The 20,188-nt window shown below is 66.8% G+C and carries 25 protein-coding genes; 21 read left to right on the top strand and 4 right to left on the bottom strand.

Translation table 11 applies throughout. The features are described from left to right. Positions 1 to 238: 238 nt before the first annotated feature. The 8 genes from BM075_RS04195 (at position 239) to BM075_RS24610 (ending at position 5,563) form a co-directional block, all read left to right on the top strand. A complete protein-coding gene (locus BM075_RS04195) occupies positions 239 to 727 on the top strand; it encodes a hypothetical protein (RefSeq protein WP_093359439.1) in 489 nt (162 codons plus the stop codon). After that, a complete protein-coding gene (locus tag BM075_RS04190) occupies positions 724 to 921 on the top strand; it encodes a hypothetical protein (protein WP_093359438.1) in 198 nt (65 codons plus the stop codon). Before BM075_RS04195 ends, BM075_RS04190 begins: the two co-directional genes overlap by 4 nt. Next, on the top strand, positions 914 to 1,300 hold the full coding sequence (locus BM075_RS04185) for a DUF6362 family protein (RefSeq protein WP_043869397.1): 387 nt from the start codon (positions 914 to 916) through the stop codon (positions 1,298 to 1,300). Before BM075_RS04190 ends, BM075_RS04185 begins: the two co-directional genes overlap by 8 nt. A 201-nt stretch (positions 1,301 to 1,501) precedes the next feature. Next, the gene (locus tag BM075_RS24100) at positions 1,502 to 2,059 is read left to right on the top strand and encodes a hypothetical protein (protein WP_143089812.1); all 558 of its coding nucleotides are present in this window, start codon (positions 1,502 to 1,504) and stop codon (positions 2,057 to 2,059) included. Positions 2,060 to 2,297: 238 nt separating this feature from the next. Then, positions 2,298 to 3,524, top strand: a complete 1,227-nt coding sequence (locus tag BM075_RS04180) for a DNA modification methylase (protein ID WP_093359437.1) — start codon at positions 2,298 to 2,300, stop codon at positions 3,522 to 3,524. A 3-nt stretch (positions 3,525 to 3,527) separates the two neighbouring features. Further along, complete coding sequence (locus tag BM075_RS04175) at positions 3,528 to 4,709, top strand: DNA cytosine methyltransferase (protein WP_093359436.1); 1,182 nt, start codon at positions 3,528 to 3,530, stop codon at positions 4,707 to 4,709. Positions 4,710 to 4,718: 9 nt separating this feature from the next. Further along, a complete protein-coding gene (locus tag BM075_RS25155) occupies positions 4,719 to 5,042 on the top strand; it encodes a DUF7220 family protein (protein WP_425445184.1) in 324 nt (107 codons plus the stop codon). 227 nt (positions 5,043 to 5,269) lie between these two features. After that, the gene (locus tag BM075_RS24610; RefSeq protein ID WP_093359435.1) at positions 5,270 to 5,563 is read left to right on the top strand and encodes a hypothetical protein; all 294 of its coding nucleotides are present in this window, start codon (positions 5,270 to 5,272) and stop codon (positions 5,561 to 5,563) included. An 81-nt stretch (positions 5,564 to 5,644) separates the two neighbouring features. Here the strand turns inward: BM075_RS24610 and BM075_RS04160 are convergent, their stop codons facing one another. The 3 genes from BM075_RS04160 to BM075_RS24365 form a co-directional block, all read right to left on the bottom strand. Further along, positions 5,645 to 6,148, bottom strand: a complete 504-nt coding sequence (locus tag BM075_RS04160; RefSeq protein ID WP_093359434.1) for a DUF3489 domain-containing protein — start codon at positions 6,146 to 6,148, stop codon at positions 5,645 to 5,647. A gap of 95 nt (positions 6,149 to 6,243) precedes the next feature. Continuing rightward, positions 6,244 to 6,495 carry a hypothetical protein gene (locus BM075_RS04155; protein ID WP_093359433.1) on the bottom strand — a complete coding sequence of 84 codons (252 nt, stop codon included), beginning with the start codon at positions 6,493 to 6,495 and terminating at the stop codon, positions 6,244 to 6,246. 8 nt (positions 6,496 to 6,503) lie between these two features. Further along, complete coding sequence (locus tag BM075_RS24365; protein WP_043869402.1) at positions 6,504 to 6,686, bottom strand: hypothetical protein; 183 nt, start codon at positions 6,684 to 6,686, stop codon at positions 6,504 to 6,506. Between the two features lie 551 nt (positions 6,687 to 7,237). Between BM075_RS24365 and BM075_RS04140 the strand changes: the two genes are divergently transcribed. The 7 genes from BM075_RS04140 (at position 7,238) to BM075_RS04110 (ending at position 14,344) form a co-directional block, all read left to right on the top strand. Further along, positions 7,238 to 9,226, top strand: coding sequence for a phage terminase large subunit family protein (locus BM075_RS04140; protein ID WP_245758737.1), 1,989 nt, complete (start codon positions 7,238 to 7,240; stop codon positions 9,224 to 9,226). Positions 9,227 to 9,228: 2 nt separating this feature from the next. Then, entirely contained in the window at positions 9,229 to 9,438 is a 210-nt protein-coding gene (locus BM075_RS04135) for a phage head-tail joining protein (protein ID WP_023851464.1), read from the top strand. After that, positions 9,438 to 10,958, top strand: coding sequence for a phage portal protein (locus BM075_RS04130; protein WP_093359431.1), 1,521 nt, complete (start codon positions 9,438 to 9,440; stop codon positions 10,956 to 10,958). Before BM075_RS04135 ends, BM075_RS04130 begins: the two co-directional genes overlap by 1 nt. Before the next feature lie 5 nt (positions 10,959 to 10,963). Beyond that, positions 10,964 to 12,985: a prohead protease/major capsid protein fusion protein gene (locus tag BM075_RS04125; RefSeq protein ID WP_093359430.1), complete on the top strand. Its 2,022-nt coding sequence runs from the start codon at positions 10,964 to 10,966 to the stop codon at positions 12,983 to 12,985. A 77-nt stretch (positions 12,986 to 13,062) separates the two neighbouring features. Beyond that, positions 13,063 to 13,401: a DUF2190 family protein gene (locus BM075_RS04120; protein ID WP_093359429.1), complete on the top strand. Its 339-nt coding sequence runs from the start codon at positions 13,063 to 13,065 to the stop codon at positions 13,399 to 13,401. Further along, entirely contained in the window at positions 13,398 to 13,709 is a 312-nt protein-coding gene (locus tag BM075_RS04115) for a head-tail joining protein (RefSeq protein WP_093359428.1), read from the top strand. Before BM075_RS04120 ends, BM075_RS04115 begins: the two co-directional genes overlap by 4 nt. Positions 13,710 to 13,714: 5 nt before the next feature. Continuing rightward, entirely contained in the window at positions 13,715 to 14,344 is a 630-nt protein-coding gene (locus tag BM075_RS04110; RefSeq protein WP_093359950.1) for a DUF6441 family protein, read from the top strand. A gap of 69 nt (positions 14,345 to 14,413) precedes the next feature. On the opposite strand, the gene BM075_RS04105 is transcribed toward BM075_RS04110, so the two are convergent. Next, the gene (locus BM075_RS04105) at positions 14,414 to 15,268 is read right to left on the bottom strand and encodes a cation efflux transmembrane domain-containing protein (protein ID WP_093359427.1); all 855 of its coding nucleotides are present in this window, start codon (positions 15,266 to 15,268) and stop codon (positions 14,414 to 14,416) included. A 53-nt stretch (positions 15,269 to 15,321) separates the two neighbouring features. Between BM075_RS04105 and BM075_RS04100 the strand changes: the two genes are divergently transcribed. The 6 genes from BM075_RS04100 to BM075_RS04080 all read left to right on the top strand — a co-directional run. Continuing rightward, on the top strand, positions 15,322 to 15,690 hold the full coding sequence (locus BM075_RS04100; protein ID WP_093359426.1) for an ArsR/SmtB family transcription factor: 369 nt from the start codon (positions 15,322 to 15,324) through the stop codon (positions 15,688 to 15,690). Between the two features lie 108 nt (positions 15,691 to 15,798). Beyond that, the gene (locus BM075_RS04095) at positions 15,799 to 16,218 is read left to right on the top strand and encodes an acyl-CoA transferase (protein ID WP_093359425.1); all 420 of its coding nucleotides are present in this window, start codon (positions 15,799 to 15,801) and stop codon (positions 16,216 to 16,218) included. A gap of 24 nt (positions 16,219 to 16,242) precedes the next feature. Then, a complete protein-coding gene (locus BM075_RS04090; protein ID WP_093359424.1) occupies positions 16,243 to 17,184 on the top strand; it encodes a phage tail tube protein in 942 nt (313 codons plus the stop codon). A gap of 2 nt (positions 17,185 to 17,186) precedes the next feature. Beyond that, a complete protein-coding gene (locus BM075_RS04085; RefSeq protein ID WP_093359423.1) occupies positions 17,187 to 17,624 on the top strand; it encodes a hypothetical protein in 438 nt (145 codons plus the stop codon). A gap of 68 nt (positions 17,625 to 17,692) precedes the next feature. Beyond that, on the top strand, positions 17,693 to 17,851 hold the full coding sequence (locus BM075_RS24360) for a DUF7697 family protein (protein WP_177208243.1): 159 nt from the start codon (positions 17,693 to 17,695) through the stop codon (positions 17,849 to 17,851). Further along, positions 17,844 to 20,188, top strand: a 2,345-nt coding sequence (locus BM075_RS04080) for a phage tail tape measure C-terminal domain-containing protein (protein ID WP_093359422.1), incomplete at its 3' end; no start/stop codon positions are given. The genes BM075_RS24360 and BM075_RS04080, both read left to right, overlap by 8 nt.

Raw genomic sequence — 20,188 nt, 5'->3', positions numbered from 1 at the left:
GAGACAGGTACCTATTGAAATATTGAATAATTGAAAGATTATATATTACACATACAGGACAACTACTTAGGGGCGGAAATCTTTCAAGGCGCCCCTCTGAAGGTTCTGAAGGATTTGCCGGGCGGCCGAGCCGCCCAGCCCATGAACTGACCAGACCACCCTTCGGGGCCTGGCGAGACCGCAGCCTTCACCGGCCAGCCCGCTCGCCTCGCTCACAAACGCGAAGAGGAGGTCTCTCATGACCCAATCCCACGAACACCCGCGCTGCATCCTTGCGCTTGGTCTCGGCACCACCACCGGCTGGGCGCTGCGCAGCCACGATGGGCTGATCACCAGCGGCACCGCAAGTTTCCGGCCCGGGCGCTATGACGGCGGTGGCATGCGCTATCTGCGTTTCACCAACTGGCTGACCGAACTGGATCGCCTGTCGGGGCCCATCGCCGCGATCTGGTTCGAGGAGGTCCGCCGCCACGCCGGAACCGACGCGGCCCATGTCTATGGCGGGCTGATGGCCTCGCTCACCAGCTGGGGCGAGCTGCGGGGTGTGCCCTACGAGGGCGTGCCGGTAGGCACGATCAAGCGCCACGCCACCGGCAAGGGCAACGCGCCCAAGCAGGCCATGATCGATGCGGCCCGCGCGAAGGGCTTCAGCCCCGAAGACGACAACGAGGCCGATGCCATCGCCATCCTGCTCTGGGCCCTCGACGCCCGTGGAGGTGCGGCATGAGGTTCCACCCCAAGGGCTATGGCGGCCAGCGCCGATCGCCTGATGAGGTGAAGCGCGACGGCTGGCGCGAACAGGGCCTGCTGGCCGTCAGCGTGAATGACCAGCGCCTGACCTGGCCCGAGCGCGAACTCGTCGAGCAGCTGGGCACGCGGCTCTATGGTCCCCGCCCGGCCGAGGATCTGCGCCATGGCTGAGCACATCTGGACCGCCGAGGACGTCGCCGATCATTTCGAGGAGGCCTTCCGCACCCTGCGCAAACTGCCGCCGGTGAAGGTGCAGGGCTATTTCAACGCCTGGCCGCAGGTCATCCGCACCGAACGCGAGATCCTCGCCATGGAGCCCGAACCGATGCGGGTCTGGCCCTCGGCCGCCGCGATCTCGCGGCTCGAGCAAACCTTCGATTGGGTGCTCTGGCTCGGCGAGAGTGAACGTCGCCTGATCTGGTGGCGCGCTGCCCGTCGGCCGTGGAAGCAGATCACCCATGAGCTGGGCGTCGACCGCTCCACCGCCTGGCGGCAACACAAGCTCGCGCTCACCAAGATCGCCGCGCGGCTAAATGCTGCGGCTGCGTGAAATGTTGCAACACTTTGGTCTTCGACAGCTGCAACATATCCGTGCTATCTGAAGGATATGATGGGGAGAGTGCGTCGGAAGACGGCTCTCCCCGATCTGCCCTCCATCAGAAGACCATTGAGGCATTACTCTGGTTGTGCCAGTTAATTGCTGACGTCCTGAAGTGCTGCGGGAAGTCTTGCTGTGTTGGGAGGGCATGCCTTGAGTACATCTGAAACCGTCGATTTTGAGGTTGGGAAGTGCCCTTGTGGTAACGGAGCCATCGTCAAGTCTATCACAACACAGGACAATCCTTGGAGCGGTGCCGACATTTCGTATTTCATTTCTTGCGCAAAGTGCTCGAGTGAATGGATTATGGGGCATTGCTCGCTCTCATCAAAGGCGGAGAGTAATGCTTTGCGTTCGGCAGAAAACGAGCAACGCAAAGTGGAAGAACAAATCAGGGCTATGGTTCGTCCGCTTGTCGATGAATATTTCGATGAGCTTGCGCTAGCCACAATGGCAGCCGAACACCGAGAGTTGCTGCGACTGAACATTACGACCGGAGACATCCGGCAATATAGGAAAAGTCGGAACTCTGGAAAGACAAAGATTTCCGGTATTTGCGCTCCGATGAGGAACCAGGTGTGGGTCGATGAGCTCATCTCGTCTGCGGGAAAATCAAGTCAGTATCAGGAGGCAGTCACACGCCTCAATCTGGCAAAGACGAAATGTCGCGACGCAGCTTCCAAGGTGAAGCATTTCCCTTTCCCAAAATGACTATTGCCGCTGACTAAGTTTCCGGGTCCTTCCCGGCGTCCACCCTATGCGGGCGGGCGAAGCGCGAGGGTTTCCCAGTGACACCCTGAAAAACACCCGTTTCGTTTCGCTTCGGGCCTCGCGGCAACACGCGAAGGGTCTGACGGCCCGAGACCCCATGCCTGAACCGAAACGGCCCTGCGGGGGCATTTCGGTTCACGCCCCCCATTTCGCCGCCCGGCACCCCAAGGACATTCCCATGGACGTCGTCGACCTGCCGCTCGAGCAGATCATTCCCTATGCGCGCAACCCCCGGCGCAACGAGCAGGCAATCGCCACGGTCGCGGCCTCGATCCAGGAGTTCGGCTGGCGCCAACCCATCGTGGTAGACGAGGCGATGGTCGTGCTGGCCGGGCACACCCGGCTGGAGGCGGCGCGTAAGCTCGGCTTCAAGACCGCGCCGGTGCATGTCGCCAAGGGGCTGACCGCGTCCCAGGCCCGCGCCTTCCGGATCATGGACAACCGTTCGGGCGAGAATGCCGAATGGGACAAGGACCTCTTGAACCTCGAACTGGCGGATCTGCTGGAGGCGGATTTCGACCTCGGCCTGACCGGCTTCACCGAGGACGAGGTGAACGCGCTGATGTCGAGCCTCGATGCGGGCACCGGTCCGCAGGAGGGCGAAGACGAGATCCCGGAAACCCCGGAGGATCCGATCAGCCGTCCCGGCGATCTCTGGCTGCTCGGGCACCACCGGCTTCTCTGTGGTGACAGCACGGTTGCCACCGATGTCGAGCGGCTGCTCGGGCCGGTGAAGCCGCTTCTGATGGTCACCGATCCGCCCTACGGCGTGGAATATGACCCGGGCTGGCGCAACCAGGCCGGGGCGGCCAAGACCAAGCGCACCGGCAAGGTGCTGAACGATGATCGGGCCGATTGGCGCGAGGCCTGGGCGCTGTTCCCGGGCGATGTCGCCTATATCTGGCACGGCGCGCTGCACGCGGCGACCGTGGCGGAAAGCCTTGAGGTCGCGGGCTTCACCATCCGGTCCCAGATCATCTGGGCCAAGGAGCGGCTGGTTCTGAGCCGCGGCGATTATCACTGGCAGCACGAACCCGCCTGGTATGCCGTGCGCAAGTCCGGCAAGGGCCATTGGGCGGGCGACCGCAAGCAGACGACGCTCTGGCACATCTCGGGCAAGGACCAGGACGAAAAGACCGTCCACGGCACCCAGAAGCCCGTGGAATGCATGCGCCGGCCGATCCTCAACAATTCGAGCCCGGGTCAGGCGATCTACGAGCCCTTCATGGGATCGGGCACCACGCTGATCGCAGCCGAGACCACGGGCCGCGTCTGCCACGGCATCGAACTGAACCCGGCCTATGTCGATGTGGCCGTCCAGCGCTGGCAGAAATTCACCGGGAAGCAGGCCGTCCTCGACGGGGATGGAACGCCCTACGACGACCTCAAGACCAAAGACCGCTGAGGGATGGATGACCTGGCTTTACCTTCCGCAGGCCTGCCTGACGGAACAGGCGACGCATGCCTCTTCGGCCTCTCGCTCTGCTCCGGCGCCGGTGGCATCGACCTCGGGCTCACCATCGCCTTGCCCGGATATCGAACTGTGGGCCATGTCGAACGGGAAACCTTCGCCGCAGCCACTCTCGTGGCGCGGATGGAAGACGCGTCTCTGGATCACGCGCCTATCTGGGACGATGTTGCCAGTTTCGACGGCCGCCCGTGGCGCGGCGCGGTGGACATCGTCACTGCGGGCTATCCGTGCCAGCCGTTCTCCGTCGCGGGCAAGCGCCGGGGCGCGGAAGACCCGCGCCACCTCTGGCCGCATGTCGCCCGCATTATCGGCGAGTGCGAGCCGCCCTTCGTGTTCCTCGAGAACGTCGCCCATCATCTCCGCCTCGGCTTCCCCGAAGTCGCCAGCGGACTGGTCGGCATGGGCTACCGTTTTGCGGCAGGCCTCTTCACGGCGGCGGAAGTCGGCGCGCCCCACAAGCGCGAACGGCTCTTCATCCTCGCCATCCGCGAGGGAGACGAGTTGGCCGACCCCGCGCGCCTGCTCTGGCATCCGGTCGAGTGGCGGGAATCGGACGGAATTGCTGCGCCTGTGGCCGACGCCGAGGGCCAGCGCCAACGAGAACCGGCAGACGAAGCCGACGCCCTCGCAGGCAGCGGGCCAGCACGGGATGAATCTGGCGACGAAGGCTGCAATGTGGCCGACGCCACAGACCGACAGCTTTCGGAGCCGGGGCGGCGACCGGCGCGACGAGAAAGGTCTGGACCGGATGGCGCGGGACTGGCCGACGCCGATGGCAACGGACGGAAACAAGCCGAGCGCGGGCAATCGCCGGACGGCAGATCTTACCCATGCCAGTCAGATGTGGATGACGCCGACGGCTCGCGACCACAAGGACGGGGCGACGACATTGGCGAATACGCCGGTGAACGGCCTGCTTGGCCGCCAGGTCCTGGCGACGCCGATGGCTGGGCCGAATACCTCCGAGCCGCGCCGGACCTTGAACCCGCTGTTCGTCGAGGCGCTGATGGGCTGGCCCACCGGGTGGACCGGCTTCGCCTCTGTGGCAACGGCGTGGTCCCCCTGGTTGCAGCGCATGCGCTGCGAACTCTGGCGGCTGAACTGTTGGCCGATGGATGAGGCCGTGGCATGAAGCAGTCCCGCCTCATGTCACTGGTCGAGGCAGTCGCCAACGTGATCGTCGGCTACGGCGTTGCGGTCGTCGCGCAGATCCTGATCTTCCCGATCTTTGGCCTGCACACGACGCTGGCGCAGAACCTGAAGATGGGCGCTGTCTTCACCATTGTCTCGATTGTCCGCTCGTACTCCATTAGAAGGATATTCGAAGCAGTTGGGCTCGGGAACGACCGAACCGCTTCCCCAAAGACCCTTGATTGCTGTGTGAACTCACGATGTCCCAATTCCTTCTTTCGCCAGCAGAATGCCTCGCCGCATTGCAGTCGCAGGAACTGAGACGGATTGACGATCTTCCTGATGCTGTCGGGGTATACGCGCTCGCTGATCACCGCGGAGATCTACACTATGTCGGAATCACGGAAGCCAGCTCATTTCGGGACCGGATCTATAGCCGTCACGTCAATGGGAGTGAGGAGCGAAGCCACAAACTGGCCTGCAATTACAATATTGGTAGGATGTGGCGAAACCGGAAACTGAGCTGTCACGTAGGCACCGACGCACAGTTGGCCAAACTCGTCCGCAAGGAGTTCATTCGTCGCCATTGCCGCGCCGCATGCATCCCGTTGAGAGGCTCTAAACCCGAACTCGAAAGCCTCGAGAAAGAAATAATCGCTCTGGCGCCGCCGGAAATGGTGAGCTGGAACAAGACGCGAAAGCGCGTCAACCAACTGCCGGAGCCGCGAGAAATGGTCGACAAGATCTTGGCCGATCTCGGGTTCGGAACCCAAGAAATAGCCGCGCTTGAACGGCAGGCGCGGCTATTCGACCTTCATGGTCACATGGACTTGGCCCATTGATGTTTCTGGGAAATCGTCGGGTCGCGGATCAAAACGATCCGTAAGGTACGTTCAACGCGAGTGCATGGCAAACAATGCCGCTCAAAGCCGGTAGACCCGGCCGCGCCCCTCGATCTTCTCCGAGGCCACCTCGAGCCCGAGTTTCTTCTTCAGCGCCCCGGCCATCGCGCCGCGCACCGTGTGCGATTGCCAGCCCGTCGCGGCCATAATCTCCTTGATGGTCGCGCCGTCCGGCGCGCGAAGCATGGCGATGAGGGTCGCTTGTTTGGTGCCCTCGCGAGGCGTGCGCGTCTTGGGTGCGGGTTCGGGGGCGGCGGAGGCGTCCGGTTCGATGCCAATGGCCGCGAGCCCTGCGTCGGTGGCTACCAGCGTGACGCCGTGGCCATCGCCGGTCTCGCGCCAGACGGGTTCGCCCTTGCGCGTGTCGGCGTCGACCTCTTCGAGCAAGCCCTTCGCGAGCATCGCGCCAACCATCTTGGCGGCGGCGCCCCCACGCAGGCTCTCGGGCAGCGGCAAGGCGATGTGCTCGGGCCGCCGGGCGGCGGCGCTGAGGATGATGGCTTGGGCATCGGAAAGCTGGGTCATGGGGTCGTCTCCGTATTCGGGTCGCGGCCGTCGCGATCCCTTCTACGACCCCAAGCCGCGCCCGCGCGCGGCAGAGGTTCCGGAGATGCCGGAGGTCAGCCTGCGAATTCGCCTTCGCCGAACGCGCTGTCGGTGATGCGCTTCAGAAGGCTTGAATAGTGGTCGAGGGTGCCGACGTGGCCCCAGTTGATCTCGTCAGGACGGGCGTTGAAGTGGTCGTCGGTCAGCCTCTGCAGGCGGGCGAGCATCGCGTCGAACTCGGCCTTCTTTTCAATGAAGGCCGCCAGTGCGGCTTCTTGGTTCTTGCGGGCCTGTTCGGCGCGGAGTTGGTGGCGGTCGGTCATCATCTTGCCCCTCAGTTCTTCTGCTCGATCATCGCGAGGATCGCGCAGGCCATGCCGCCCAGAAACTCGCCGCGTCGGAAGACGATTTCGTCGATCTCGGTCGCGCGGGTGATGGCGGGATCGACCTGAAGGTCGGCGGCCATGTGCGGAAGAAGGCGGGCGGCTTCAAGGTTGTAGCGTTCGGCGAGGGTCATGGCAGGCTCCGTGGGGTGCATCGTTTTCGTAGGATCAGCTTCGCTCTGCCGGGGCACATCATCCAGTATAATCGCAGCAATTACATGGCTTTAATCGGAGTGCGCGGATCATCTCATGTCGTCAGCCACGCAACCCATCGGCGTGATCGCGCGGCTGCTCGATCTGTCGGAACGCCGGGTCCAGCAGCTGAGCCGCGAAGGCGTGATCCCGAAGGCCGAGCGCGGCCAATACGACCTGATCGGATCGGTGCGCGGCTATGTCCGCTATCTGCGCGATCAGGCCACTAAGGCGCAGGCCGGTGTGCCGGATTACGCGGCCGAGCGGGCGCGCTTCATTCGGGCGCGGGCTGATCTCGCCGAGATGGAGGCCGAGGAAAAGCGTGGCGCGCTGATTGCGGCCGAAGAGATCGAGGCCGCCTGGATCGCCGTTCTGGCGCTTCTGCGCACCCGCTTGCTCGCGCTGCCGGACCGGCTGGCGCCGCAGGTTTTCGAACAATCAACCGTCGGAGACACCCGGAACCTGATCCGAATGACCATCCGCGAGGTGCTCGATGATCTCGCGCAGCCAGATGTCCAACTCGAAGCCAGCGCTGACATTGACGGGCTCCCCGATCCTGAAGCGGACGGTGGAAGCGGCGCTGAAGGTGCTGCGCCCACCGCCGGAACTGACGATCAGCGATTGGGCCGACCAGAACCGACGGCTGAGCTCTGAGGCCAGCGCCGAACCCGGGCAATGGCGGACGAGCCGGGCCGAATATCAGCGCGGGATCATGGAGGCGATTTCGGACGCCTCGTCTGAGACGGTGGTCATCATGTCCTCGGCCCAGGTCGGCAAGACCGAGGTTCTGAACAACGCCTGCGGCTATCACATCGATCAGGATCCCGCGCCGATCATGGTGGTGATGCCGACCGAGCGCGACGCGGAAACCTGGTCAAAGGACCGCTTCTCGCCGATGGCCCGCGACACGCCCTGCCTGCAGGGCAAGATCGCCGATCCGCGCTCGCGCGACGGCAACAACAAGATCCTGCACAAGCGGTTTCCGGGCGGGCATCTGACCATCGTGGGTGCGAACGCACCCTCGGGTCTGGCCAGCCGCCCGATCCGCCTGCTGCTGTGCGACGAGGTCGACCGCTACCCGTTCAGCGCGGGCGCCGAGGGTGATCCGGTCAACCTCGCCAGGAAACGCACGGTGACCTTCTGGAACCGAAAGATCGTGCTGGTCTCGACGCCCACGAACAAGGGCACCAGCCGGATCGAGGCGGCCTTCGAGGAAAGCGACCAGCGCCGGTTCTGGGTGCCATGCCCGGACTGCGGGGCGGAACAGGTGCTGACCTGGACACAGGTGCGCTGGAGCAAGGGGCCCGAGGGCGACCACCGGCCCGAAACCGCGCGCTACCACTGCGCGGAATGCGATGCGGCGTGGCGGGACGAGACCCGCTGGGCGGCCGTCTCAAAAGGACATTGGGTGGCGGAGCAGCCCTTCGCGGGCGTGGCGGGCTTCCACCTGAACGAGATCTACTCGCCCTGGGTCAGACTGGAGGCGATGGTGCGGGCCTTCCTCTCGGCGCGCTCCGGCGGGGACGAGACGATGAAGACCTTCGTCAACACGTCGCTGGGCGAGACATGGGTCGAGACCGGGGAAGCCCCAGACTGGCAGCGTCTCTACGACCGGCGCGAGGCTTGGAAACCGGGCACGGTGCCTGCCGGCGGGCTGTTCCTGACCGCCGGGGCCGATGTGCAGAAGGACCGGATCGAGGTCGATGTCTGGGCTTGGGGCCGCGGGCTGGAAAGCTGGCTTGTCGATCACGTCGTGATCGAGGGCGGGCCGGACCGGCACGACGCATGGTCAGAGCTGACCGCGCTGCTCGACCGAAGCTGGCCGCATGAACGTGGGGCGCATCTTCGGATTGCGCGGCTCGCCATAGATACGGGCTACGAGGCCTCGGCGGTCTATTCCTGGTCGCGCAACGCCGGGTTTGCACAGGTGTCGCCGGTGAAAGGTGTCGAGGGGTTCAACCGCTCGAGCCCGGTGTCAGGGCCGACGTTTGTCGATGCGACCGAGGGTGGGAAACGTCTGCGGCGCGGAGCCCGGCTTTGGACCGTAGCGGTCTCGACCTTCAAGGCTGAGACCTACCGCTTTCTTCGGCTGGAACGGCCGACTGAAGAAGAACGCGCCGAAGGCGCGGCCTTTGTGCCCGGCACGATCCACCTGCCGACATGGGTCGAAAGCGAGTGGCTGAAGCAGCTTGTGGCCGAGCAACTGGTCACCGTCCGCACGAAACGCGGCTTCGCGAAGCTCGAGTGGCAGAAGCTGCGCGAACGCAACGAGGCGCTGGATTGCCGGGTCTATGCCCGCGCCGCCGCCTGGATCGCGGGCGCGGACCGCTGGACTGAGGAGAAATGGCGCGACCTCGAGGATCAGCTCGGGGCTGCGTCTTACGGTGACACCGATCCCGCCGGTCAAATTCACCGGCCCGGACAGGCCCCACAGGGCAAGCGCCGCTCCGACTGGCTTGGGCGGCGGGAAGGATGGTTTTGAAGATGACCGACTGGACGGAAACCGAGCTCTCGGCGCTGCGCCGGGCCTATGCCAGCGGCACGACCCGGGTCAGCTATGACGGCAAGTCAGTCGATTACGGCTCGGCCGAAGACCTGCTGGCCCGCATCCGCACCATCGAACGCGCCATTGCGGGTGTCAGCCGACCGCTGCCGGTTGCCGGGCTGGCGGGCTTCTCGCGCGGGGATCGGTGATGTCGGCCAACTGGTTCGACAAGGCTATTGCCTCCGTCGCCCCTCGGGCCGCCGCCAGGCGCGTGATGGCTCGGCATGCCTTCGAGGCCCTGACACGGGGCTATGACGGGGCCGCGAAAGGTCGGCGGACGGAGGGCTGGCGGGCGCCGGGATCCTCCGCCGATACCGAGATCGGGGTGGCCGGGGCGCTCTTGCGCGACCGGATGCGGGATCTGGTGCGCAACAACCCGCATGCGGCGAAAGCCGTCGCGGTGCTGGTCAACAATATCATCGGCGCGGGGATCATGCCGCGCGCCGCGAGTGGTAACGAGGCTTTGGACCGCAAGGTCGACGCGCTCTTCGAACGCTGGACGGCGGACTGCGATGCCGACGGCCAGCTCGACTTCTATGGGCTCCAGACCCTGATCTGCCGCGAGATGGTCGAGGCGGGCGAAGTCCTGGTGCGCCGCCGCCAGCGGCGAGCGAGCGACGGTTTGGCGGTGCCGCTGCAATTGCAGGTGCTGGAGGCCGACTTCCTCGACGCCTCGAAATCCGGCGCCTTGGGCGCGGGACGCTTAGTCCAAGGGATCGAGTTCGACCCGGTCGGCAAACGCCGGGCCTACTGGCTGCATGCCGAGCACCCCGGCGATGCCTGGGGCGCGCTGAACGGCGCACTTGGATCGCGCCCGGTCCCAGCGACCGAGGTCGCCCATGTCTACGAGAAGCAGCGCACGCAGGCACGCGGCGTTCCCTGGGGCGCCCCGGTGATCCGTAGCTTGCGCGATCTCGACGATTACGAGGTGGCCGAACTGGTCCGCAAGAAGACCGAAGCCTGCGTCACCGCCATCGTCTTCGGCGACGACGAGGCGCAGCAGGGCATCGCGCCCGCCGTGGTCGATGTCGACGGCAACCGGGTCGAGCAGTTCGAGCCGGGGCTCATCGCCTATGCACGCGGCGGCAAGGACATCCGCTTCAACCAGCCCTCGGCCACCGGCGGCTACGGCGAATACAAGCGGGCGAGCCTGCACACGATCTCGGCCGGGTTCCGGGTGCCGTATGAGCTGCTGACCGGCGATCTCAGCCAGGTCAACTATTCCTCGATCCGGGCGGGGCTCGTGGAGTTCCGCCGCATGATCGATGCCGTGCAGTGGCAGCTCTTCATCCCGATGTTCTGCGCCCCGGTCTGGCGCTGGTTCACGGAAGCCGCGTGGGCGGCGGGCCAGATCCCGACACCTGACGTGCCGGTCGAATGGTCGCCGCCGAAGTTCGACGCAGTCGATCCCTACAAGGACGCGATGGCCGATCTGCTGGCGATCCGGACAGGCACGATGACACTGGCACAGGCCATCGCCCGGCAAGGCCACAATCCGGACGCCGTGCTGGCGGAGATCGCTGCGACCAACGCCAAGCTCGACGCGCTGGGGCTGGTCCTCGACAGCGACCCGCGCCGCGTCACCAAGACCGGCAGCGCGCAGGCGGGCGACCCGACAGCCCCCGCCGATCCGGAAACCACACCGGCGCAGGCCGACCAACAGGACTGACCTTCATGGACACGATGATCGAACTGCCGGCCATGCGCCGGTCGGCGGAGCTTGCGCCGAACACGGCCGATGCCGACAGCCGCACCGTCGAGGTGGTCTGGTCGGCCGGGGCCCGCGTCCGGCGTGCGACCTTCTTCGGCGAGCCCTACGACGAGGAGCTGAGCCTCGACCCCGCCCATGTCCGCCTCGACCGGCTGAACGCGGGCGCGCCCTTCCTGAAGGTGCACGAGCTCGACACGCTCGACGCCGTCATCGGCTCGGTCGTGCCCGGCTCAGTGCGGATCGAGAACGGTCGCGGCATCGCGCAGGTGCGGATCAGCGAGCGCGCTGACGTCGAGCCGATCTGGCGCGACATCCAGGCCGGGCACATCCGGGCGGTCTCGATCGGCTACCAGGTCCACCGCTTCGACGTCTCGAAACCCGATGGCGGGCGCGAGCTTTGGCGGGCGGTCGATTGGACCCCGTTCGAGATCTCGGCCGTGCCGGTCGGCGCCGATCCCGCCGCGGGCTTCCGCGCCAAGGGCGAACACCACGACTGCGTCCTCCATCGCCGGGACGCCGAAACCAGCGAAGGAGCATCCCCGATGACCGACAAGACGACACCGGCCGCCCCGGCCGACGACACAACCGATACGGCAGCGACCGAGGAGATCACCATGCCCGACGACAAGACCGGCGCGGCCGAGGCGCAAACGCGCGCGCCAGAGACGCGCAGCCAGCCGAAGGCCCCCGACACCGAAGCCATCGCGACCCGCGCCCGGGAGGCCGAGCGCGACCGCGTCTCCACCATCTACGATCTGGCTGGTCGGCTGAACCTCGAACGCAGCTTCGCCGAGGATCTGGTCAAGCGTGGCATCAGCGTCGACGAATCCCGCCGCCTGATCCTCGATCAGGTCGCCGCGAAGTTCGACGAGACCCGGACCTTCCCGCATGTCTCCGTGCCCCTCGGTGGACGCGATGAACGTATCACCCGCCGCGACGCGGTGGCGAACGCGCTGCTGCACCGCTACAGCCCGACGTTGTTCCAGCTGGAAGACGCCGCGCGCCAGTATCGCGGCATGACCCTGCTGGAGCTCGCCCGCGAAAGTCTCGGCAATGCCGGCGTCAACACGCGCGGCCTGTCGCGCGACGAGGTGGCGACGCGGGCGCTGCACTCGACCTCGGACTTCCCCGAGATCCTGTCGGCGGTCACCAACAAGACCCTGCGGCAGGCCTACGAGGCCTATCCCCGCACCTTCATGCTGTTCTGCCGCCAGGTGCTGGCCACCGACTTCAAGGCGATGCACAGGGTCCAGCTCGGCGAGGCCCCGCAGCTGCTCGAGGTCGGCGAGAGCGGCGAGTTCAAGCGCGGCACGCTCGGCGAGAGCAAGGAGAGCTACAAGGTCAAGACCTATGGCCGGGTGGTCGCCATCACCCGCCAGACGCTGATCAACGACGATCTCGACGCCTTTACCCGCATCCCGGCGATGTACGGCAACTCCATCGCCCAGCTGGAGTCGGACGTGGTCTGGGGGATCATCACCGCCAACCCAGCGATGGCCGACGGCAACGCGCTGTTCCACACCACCCACAAGAACCTCGCCGGCACCGGCGCGGCGCTCGACGTCGGCAGCGTCGGCGCGGCCCGCGCCGCGATGGCCAAGCAGACCGGCCTCGACAAGAAGACGGTGCTGAACGTCCGCCCCGCCTTCCTGATCGTGCCCGCCTCGCTGGAACTGAAGGCCGAGCAGCTGGTCGCGCAGAACCTGGTGCCCGCCGCGACCTCCAGCGTGGTGCCGCAGTCGATCCGCACCCTCGCGCCGATCAGCGAGCCCCGGCTCGACGCCGCCAGCGAGACCGCCTGGTATCTGGCGGCTAGCCCGAACCAGATCGACACCATCGAATACGCCTATCTCGAGGGTCAGCAAGGCGCCTACATCGAGACACGCAACGGCTTCGATGTCGACGGCGTCGAGATCAAGTGCCGCCTCGACTTCGGTGCCAAGGCGATCGACTGGCGCGGCCTCTACAAGAACCCGGGCGCGTAACCCGCACCCCATGCTGAAGCCTGACATCCGGGCGGTCCCATCGGGCCGCCCTTCGTCTTTCCACGAGGATCACCCCCATGAAAAACTTCGTCCAGCCCGGCAACACGATCACCCTGACCGCGCCCTATGCCGTCGTCTCCGGCGATGGCCTGCTCGTCGGCTCCATCTTCGGGATCGCGGCCGGGACCGCCGCCCTCGGCGAGCCCGTCGAGACCGCGCTTGTCGGCGTCTTCGACATCACCAAGGTCGGCTCGCAGGCCTGGACCGTCGGCGCCAAGGTCTACTGGGACGACACCAACAAGCGCTGCACAACCGTGGCCACCGACAACACCCTCATCGGCGTGGCCATCGAGGCGGTGGCGAGCGGCGCGGGTGACACCATCGGCCGGGTCCGCCTGAACGCGGCGTTCTTATGAGCGCGTTTGCCGCCGCCGTGGGCGCGCTCTTCGCCGATCCGAACGTCGGTCGGGACGCGGTCTACATCGCCGACGGCGGCGCGCCCGTGCTGGTGCGCGCCGTCGCCCGGCGTGCGGACGCGATCACCGACTTCGGCGATGCGCGACTCTGGTCCGAGACCACGCGGATCGATCTGCGCGTGGCCGAGGTGGCGAACCCGCGCCCCGGTGACCGCATCGAGATCGACGGCGACGCCTTCCTCATCCAGGGCGAGCCCGTCCGCGACCGCGAGCGGCTGGTCTGGACCGTCGATCTGCGCCCGGCGTGACCGTGATGAAGCTGAAGCTCGACATCGATCCCGACATCGTCGCGATGATGGCGGCCGAGGTCGCGGCGGGCGAACGCGCGGTGACGGCCGCCATGCGCGAGGCCGGGTCCGGGCTGAAGTCGGCCTGGCGGTTGCAGATCACCGGCGCGGGGCTCGGCCCCCGGCTCGCCAACTCGATCCGCAGCCAGAACTTCCCGAGGTCGGGCGAGAGCCTCGACGCCGCGGCGCTGGTCTGGTCGAAAGCGCCGGTCATCGTCGGCGCGCATGACACCGGCCCGCTGATCCGCTCGAAAGACGGGTTCTGGCTGGCGATCCCGCTGCCAGCTGCTGGCAAATCCCTGCGCGGCGGCCGCATCACGCCCGGCGAATGGGAACGACGGCGCGGGCTGCGCCTGCGCTTCGTCTATCGCCGCACGGGCCCGAGCTTGCTGGTGGCGGAAGGACGGTTGAATACGAAGGGTCAAGCGGTCGTGTCGCGGTCGAAGACCGGCCGCGGCAAGGTCACCGCGCCGATCTTCCTGCTGGTGCCGCAGGTGAAGCTGCCGAAGCGGCTGGACCTGGCGCGGGATGCGGAGCGCGCAGTGGACGGTGTGCCGGGGCTGATCGTGGCGAGCTGGGTGGAGCAGAGGTTCTGAAGATGACTGCTGTGGCGGGCCTTGCGCTTATTCGACGATGTCCGCGATGGCCGCTTCGAACTGATAGCATCAAGTTGTCTTCAGATCAGCCCGCGCGTCGCGGATAATCGACCAGGACGAATGCAGGAATAGTCCCGCAATCCCGAACGCGACGATCAGGTCGGGCCATGCGCTGCCCAGCCACGCGACGAGGGCCGCGGCCACAACCACGGCCGCATTGCCGATCGCGTCGTTGCGCGAAAAGAGCCAGACGGCCCGCATGTTCGCGTCACCCTTGCGAAACCGCAGCAGCGGCAGGACCGCGAGGACGTTGACCACGAGAGCGATGAGACCGAATAGCCCCATGAGACCGGCGTCCGGCGTCGTCTGGGTAAAGGCGCGCCAGATCGTCGTCCCAAGAACCCCAAGGCCCAGAACGCCAAGGAAGATGCCTTGGATCAGGGCGGATCGCGCCCGCCAGACAATGCTCCAACCGATTGCCAGAAGACCCAGAAAGGTGATGAGGCCGTCGCCAATGAAATCGAGCGCGTCGGCCTTCACGGCCTGCGATCCGGAAATGAAGCCGCCGATCATCTCCGCAATGCCATACCCGACGTTGAGAATTACCACGATCCAGAGCGCGCGCCGATAGGCCGGGTCTTGGTAAGCTGCGCCCTCCTGCGCTTCGTCGTCGCCCGCTTCGATGCGATCGAACCCGTAGCCGGTCGCGGCCACGGCCCGTTCGATCTCGGACAGCCGCGCTTCGGGGACGTTCAACGTCAAGATGTGGGTGGCGGAGGAGACCTTTACTGCCTCCGGCGCCACGCCCGCCGACTGCGCGGCCCGCTCGATCTGGGCGGCATCCTTGGCGCAATCCATTCCGGAGACGCGGTAGCGGAAAGATGCGACATCTGCGGTCGGTTCGGCGCCTTGGGCATTGGCCATGCTTGCATTGGTCCTGCTATCTTGATGTGCGAAACACATCAGCGGAGAATGATATGGAACAAATCGCCGCGGACCGCAATGCCGTCGCGACGGCCACCGAGCGGCGGGCGAAGTTCTTTCGCGGCCTCGCGGACCAGAGCCGGTTGGCGATCCTGGATGCTCTGTGCGCCGGGCCGCTGGTCGTTCACGAGATCGTCGGGCGCACGGCCCTGACACAACCCAACGTCTCGAACCACCTTCGATGTCTGTCGGAGTGTGGCCTCGTAACCAGCATGCGCGATGGTCGTTTCGTGCGCTATCGGATTAGCAGCCCCCGGATTGCGGATCTTCTGCACGATGTGGAGGCTCTGCTCGACGCGGTGGCTACAGGCGTCGAAGCTTGTCGCAATTATGAGCCTGACGAGGATGAGTTCCACCGCTGACCCGCGTCACGACCTTAGCACATTGGCGCCGTCCGTGAATGCTGCTGCATTGGTCCGACTGGGCTTGAGGCGTATTCTTTCCGCAGTCGCCAATCGTGGTCCATCTCCATGCCCAGCCCTCGTGAAACCATCCTCACCGCGCTGAATGCGCGGCTCTCGGCGCTGCCCGCCGTCGCCCTGCGCGGTGAGGTGCTGCCCGAGCGCGTGCCGGCCGAGGGTCTCCTGATCCTTCGCGACGGCGAACCGGGCGAGCCGGAGGTCACGCTGTCGCCCCTGCGCTACCACTACCAGCACCGCGCCGAGATCGAGGCGTTCGTGCAGGGCGCAACCCGTGACGCCGCCTTCGACACGCTGACCGCCGGCATCGGCGCGGCCATCGCCGCCGACCGCACGCTGGGCGGGCTCTGCGACTGGGTCGAGGCGGAAGCTCCGCGCCCGGTCGATCTGCCCGTCGAGGGCGCGGCCAGCCTGAAGGCCGCCGTGATCCCGGTGGTTCTGCACTATTCCACGGCCGATCCGCTCGGCTGATCCCGACAACCCGAGGAGAACACCATGGCACGAGCCCAGGGGGCGCGGGCGCTGATGGCGCTTGCGTTCGAGACGACCTATGGAACGCCGCCCGCGAGCGGCTTCACCCGCATGCCCTTCGCCAGCACCTCGCTCGGTGCCGAGCAACCGCTGCTGAACTCGGAACTGCTCGGCTACGGCCGCGATCCGCTGGCGCCGATCAAGGACGCGGTGACGGCCGATGGCGATGTCGTGGTCCCGCTCGACGCCGAGGCCTTCGGATTCTGGCTGAAAGCAGCCTTCGGCGCGCCCACGACCACGGGCGCGGAAGCCCCCTACAGCCACGAGTTCCAGTCGGGGTCCTGGACGTTGCCCTCGATGTCGATCGAGACCGGCATGCCGGAGGTGCCGCGCTACGCCATGTATTCCGGCTGCGTGCTCGACCAGATCACCTGGCAGATGCAGCGCTCGGGCTTGCTCACCGCAACCGCGCGGCTGGTCGCGCAGGGCGAGACAGTGGGCACGACCACCAGCGCCGGAACGCCTGCTGCGCTGGACCTGAAGCGCTTCGGCCATTTCAACGGGGCGATCACCCGGAATGGGACTGCCCTCGGCAACGTGGTCTCGGCCGAGATCACCTATGCCAACAACCTCGACCGCATCGAGACGATCCGAAACGACGGCCGCATTGACGGCGCCGACCCGTCCATCGCGGCGCTGACCGGTCGGATCGAGGTGCGGTTCGCCGACCAGACGCTGGTGACGCAGGCGATCAACGGCGAGGCCTGCGAGATGGAATTCGCCTATGTGTTGCCGTCTGGCGAGAGCTTCACCTTCACGGTGCACGCCGTCTACCTGCCGCGCCCGCGCATCGAGATTTCCGGGCCGCAGGGCGTGCAGGCGACCTTCGACTGGCAGGCCGCCCGCGACAGCGTCGTCGGCCGGATGTGCACCGCCACCCTGATCAACGACATAGAGGTGTATTGAGGATGCTGACGCTCGACCTGACGAACGCGCCCCGCTGGCATGATCTCGCCCCCGGTGTCCGGGTGCAACTCCGCCCGCTGACCACCGCGCTGATGGTGGCGACGCGCAGCGATCCGGCCGTCGAGGCGGTGCCCGAGGAGGCTTCCGACGAAGAGCGGGCCGTCGCCTTCGCCAAGGCGCTCGCGCGCCGCGCCGTGCTCGCCTGGGAGGGCATCGGCGATGCGGACGGCAAGCCGATCGATCCTAGCCCGGAGGCAATCGACGCGCTGCTCGATGTCTGGCCGATCTTCGAGGCATTCCAGCTGACCTACGTCTCTAAGGGCCTACTGCTGGAACAGGAAAAAAACGCCTCCGCGCTCTCGCCGAATGGTCCTTCGGCGGGGGCGAGCGCTACTGCCAAGCCTGCGCGCGAGCCTGCCCGGACTGCCCGGCGCGGCTGAACCGTCCGGAAACGCCGGAGGGCTGGCAGGTCTGGGACCTGGTCGGCCGTCTCGGCGGCCAGCTGCGCGTGCTGCCCGGCGCCGTGATCGGCTGGGACATGTCGGCAGCGCTCGCGCTCGGTGATGCCCTCGGCGTGCCGCCGATCGCCATGGCCGAACTGCTGCCCGTCATCGAGGCGGTGATGGTGGCGAAGATCAACGAACAAATGGATCATTCCAGTGGCTGAAAAGCGCGTTTCTGTCCGCCTTGCTGCGGTTGGCGGCCGACAGGTGCGCGCCGAGCTGGAAGGTGTCGGTGAGGCCGGGTCGCGAGGCTTCGGCCGGCTCAGCCGCGAGATGGAGGCCGCGAACACCCGGCTGGCGGCGTTTTCTCGCCGTGTAGCAGTGGCTGCCGCTGCCGCAGTTGCCGCCGCGACCGCCGCTGGCGTGGCCATGATCCGGTCCGGTCTGCAGACCGTCGATGCGCAGGCCAAGCTCGCGCAGTCGCTCGGCACCACCGTAGCCTCGATCCAGACGCTGGAGCGGGCGGGCGAGTTGGCGGGCGTCTCGATGTCCGGCATCGAGCAGGCGACCAAGGATCTGACGCGTCGTCTGAGCCAGGCGGCCGCCGGGACCGGTCCCGCGGCGCAGGCGCTCGATCGGCTGGGGCTTTCGGCCACCGACCTGATTGCGCTGCCGCTGGATCAGCGCGTCGGCGCCATCAACGCCGCCATCGAGAGCTTCGTGCCTGCGGCCGAGCGCGCGGCCGTCGCGGGCCAGCTCTTCGGCGAGGAAGGCTCCATCGCCATGAGCCGGATCGACACGGCGACGCTGCGCCAGGCGACCGAGGACGTGCGCGCCTTCGGCGTCGTCGTCTCCGAGCAGGATGCCGACCAGATCGAGCGGACGAACGACGCGATCTCCCGGCTTGGGCTGATCTGGCGCGGGCTGTCGAACCAGCTTGCCGTCGCAGCGGCGCCTGCGCTGGAAGCGGTCGCCAACGCCATGGCGGCGGTCGCCAGCCGCTCTGGCCCGCTCGGCATCGCGATCCGCGGTCTCTTCGACAACATCGGCCGCCTGACCACCTATGCCGCCACCTTCGCGGCGTTCCTCGCGGGACGCTGGGTCGCCGGGATGGCCGCTGCCGCGCTCTCGGTCCGCGGCCTTGCCACGGCGCTGGTCGTCCTGCGCGGGGCGCTGATCCGCACCGGCATCGGGGCGCTGATCGTTGGTGCAGGTGAACTCGTCTACCAGTTCACCCGTCTCGTCTCCGGCGCGGGCGGCTTCGGCGAGGCGATGTCGCTGCTGAAAGACGTCGCGGTCGAGGTCTGGGAACGCATCAAGATGGGCGCCGCTGCGGCGGGTGCCGCCGCCACGGCGATGTTCTTCGACCTGAAGGCGGACGCCGCCTCGGGCATGCAGAGCGCCATCGAGAGCGTGGTCGGTTTCGGCAACACGGCCGCGAACACGTTCGAGGGGGCCTACGAGGCGATCAAGGCGATCTGGGGTCTGCTGCCGGCCGCCATCGGCGATCTGGCGTTCCAGGCGGCCAACAGCCTTGTCGACGGTGTCGAGGCGATGCTGAACGGCGTGGTCTCGCGCATCAACGGCTTCATCGGCGGCATCAACCAGGGGCTGGAAGCGCTGGGCTCGGAGCGTCGCATCTCGCTGGTGCCGGACCTCGATCTCGGCGAGATCGAGAACCGCTTCGAGGGCGCGGCCAGCGCTGCCACGACAGCGGCGCAGGCAGCCTTCGACCGGGCCTTCGAGGACAACCCGCTGACCGCGCCCGATCTCGGCCTGACCGACGCGGCGAACAGGGCGCTCGAGTCCGCGAACCTGTATCGCGGAGCCGCGCGCGATCTTGCGGAAGGGGCCCGCGCGCCGCTCGAAAGCTGGCAGGCGCTGCGCGATGCCGTGCGCGGCACCGACGAGGCGAGCGCGGATGCGCTGACTGAGGCCACCGGTGCGGCCGAACGGCTGGAGACGGCGCTCGGCGATGCCGGACGAGCGGCGACAGGTGCAGGCGCGGCGGCCGGGGCTGCTGCCGCTGCAGAGGAGCCCGCGACCGAGGCGGCCGTCGCCGGCTGGCAGGCGGTCACGGCGGCGCTGTCGGACTACGCCAGCAAGGCGCGCGAGATCGGCGGCGATATCGGCCAGAGCCTGGTCGGGGCCTTCCAGTCGGCCGAGAACGCCGTTGGCCAGTTCGTGAAGACCGGCAAGCTGAACTTCCGCGATCTCGTCACCTCGCTGCTGGCCGATCTCGCCCAGCTTGCGGCGCGACGGTTCATCCTCGGGCCGATCGCCAATGCGCTCTCCGGCGTGTTCTCTGGGGCGGGCGGCATTTTCGCCAACGTCCTGCATGCGGGCGGGATGGTCGGATCGGCCGGACACTCGCGGATGGTCCCGGCCATGGCTTTTGCCGCTGCGCCCCGGATGCATTCCGGCGGCATGGCGGGCCTACGCCATGACGAGGTGCCCGCGATCCTGCAGCGGGGCGAGCGCGTGCTGTCGCGGCGCGAGGCGCAGGCCTACGGCACGGGTGGCGGGGTCAACATCACCATCATGGCCCGCGATGCCGAGAG

Source organism: Tropicimonas isoalkanivorans (genome assembly GCF_900112335.1).
In the GTDB taxonomy this organism is placed as follows: domain Bacteria; phylum Pseudomonadota; class Alphaproteobacteria; order Rhodobacterales; family Rhodobacteraceae; genus Tropicimonas; species Tropicimonas isoalkanivorans.
The sequence above is the reverse complement of the archived record's forward strand: the minus strand, read 5'-3'. Positions and strand labels throughout refer to the sequence as shown.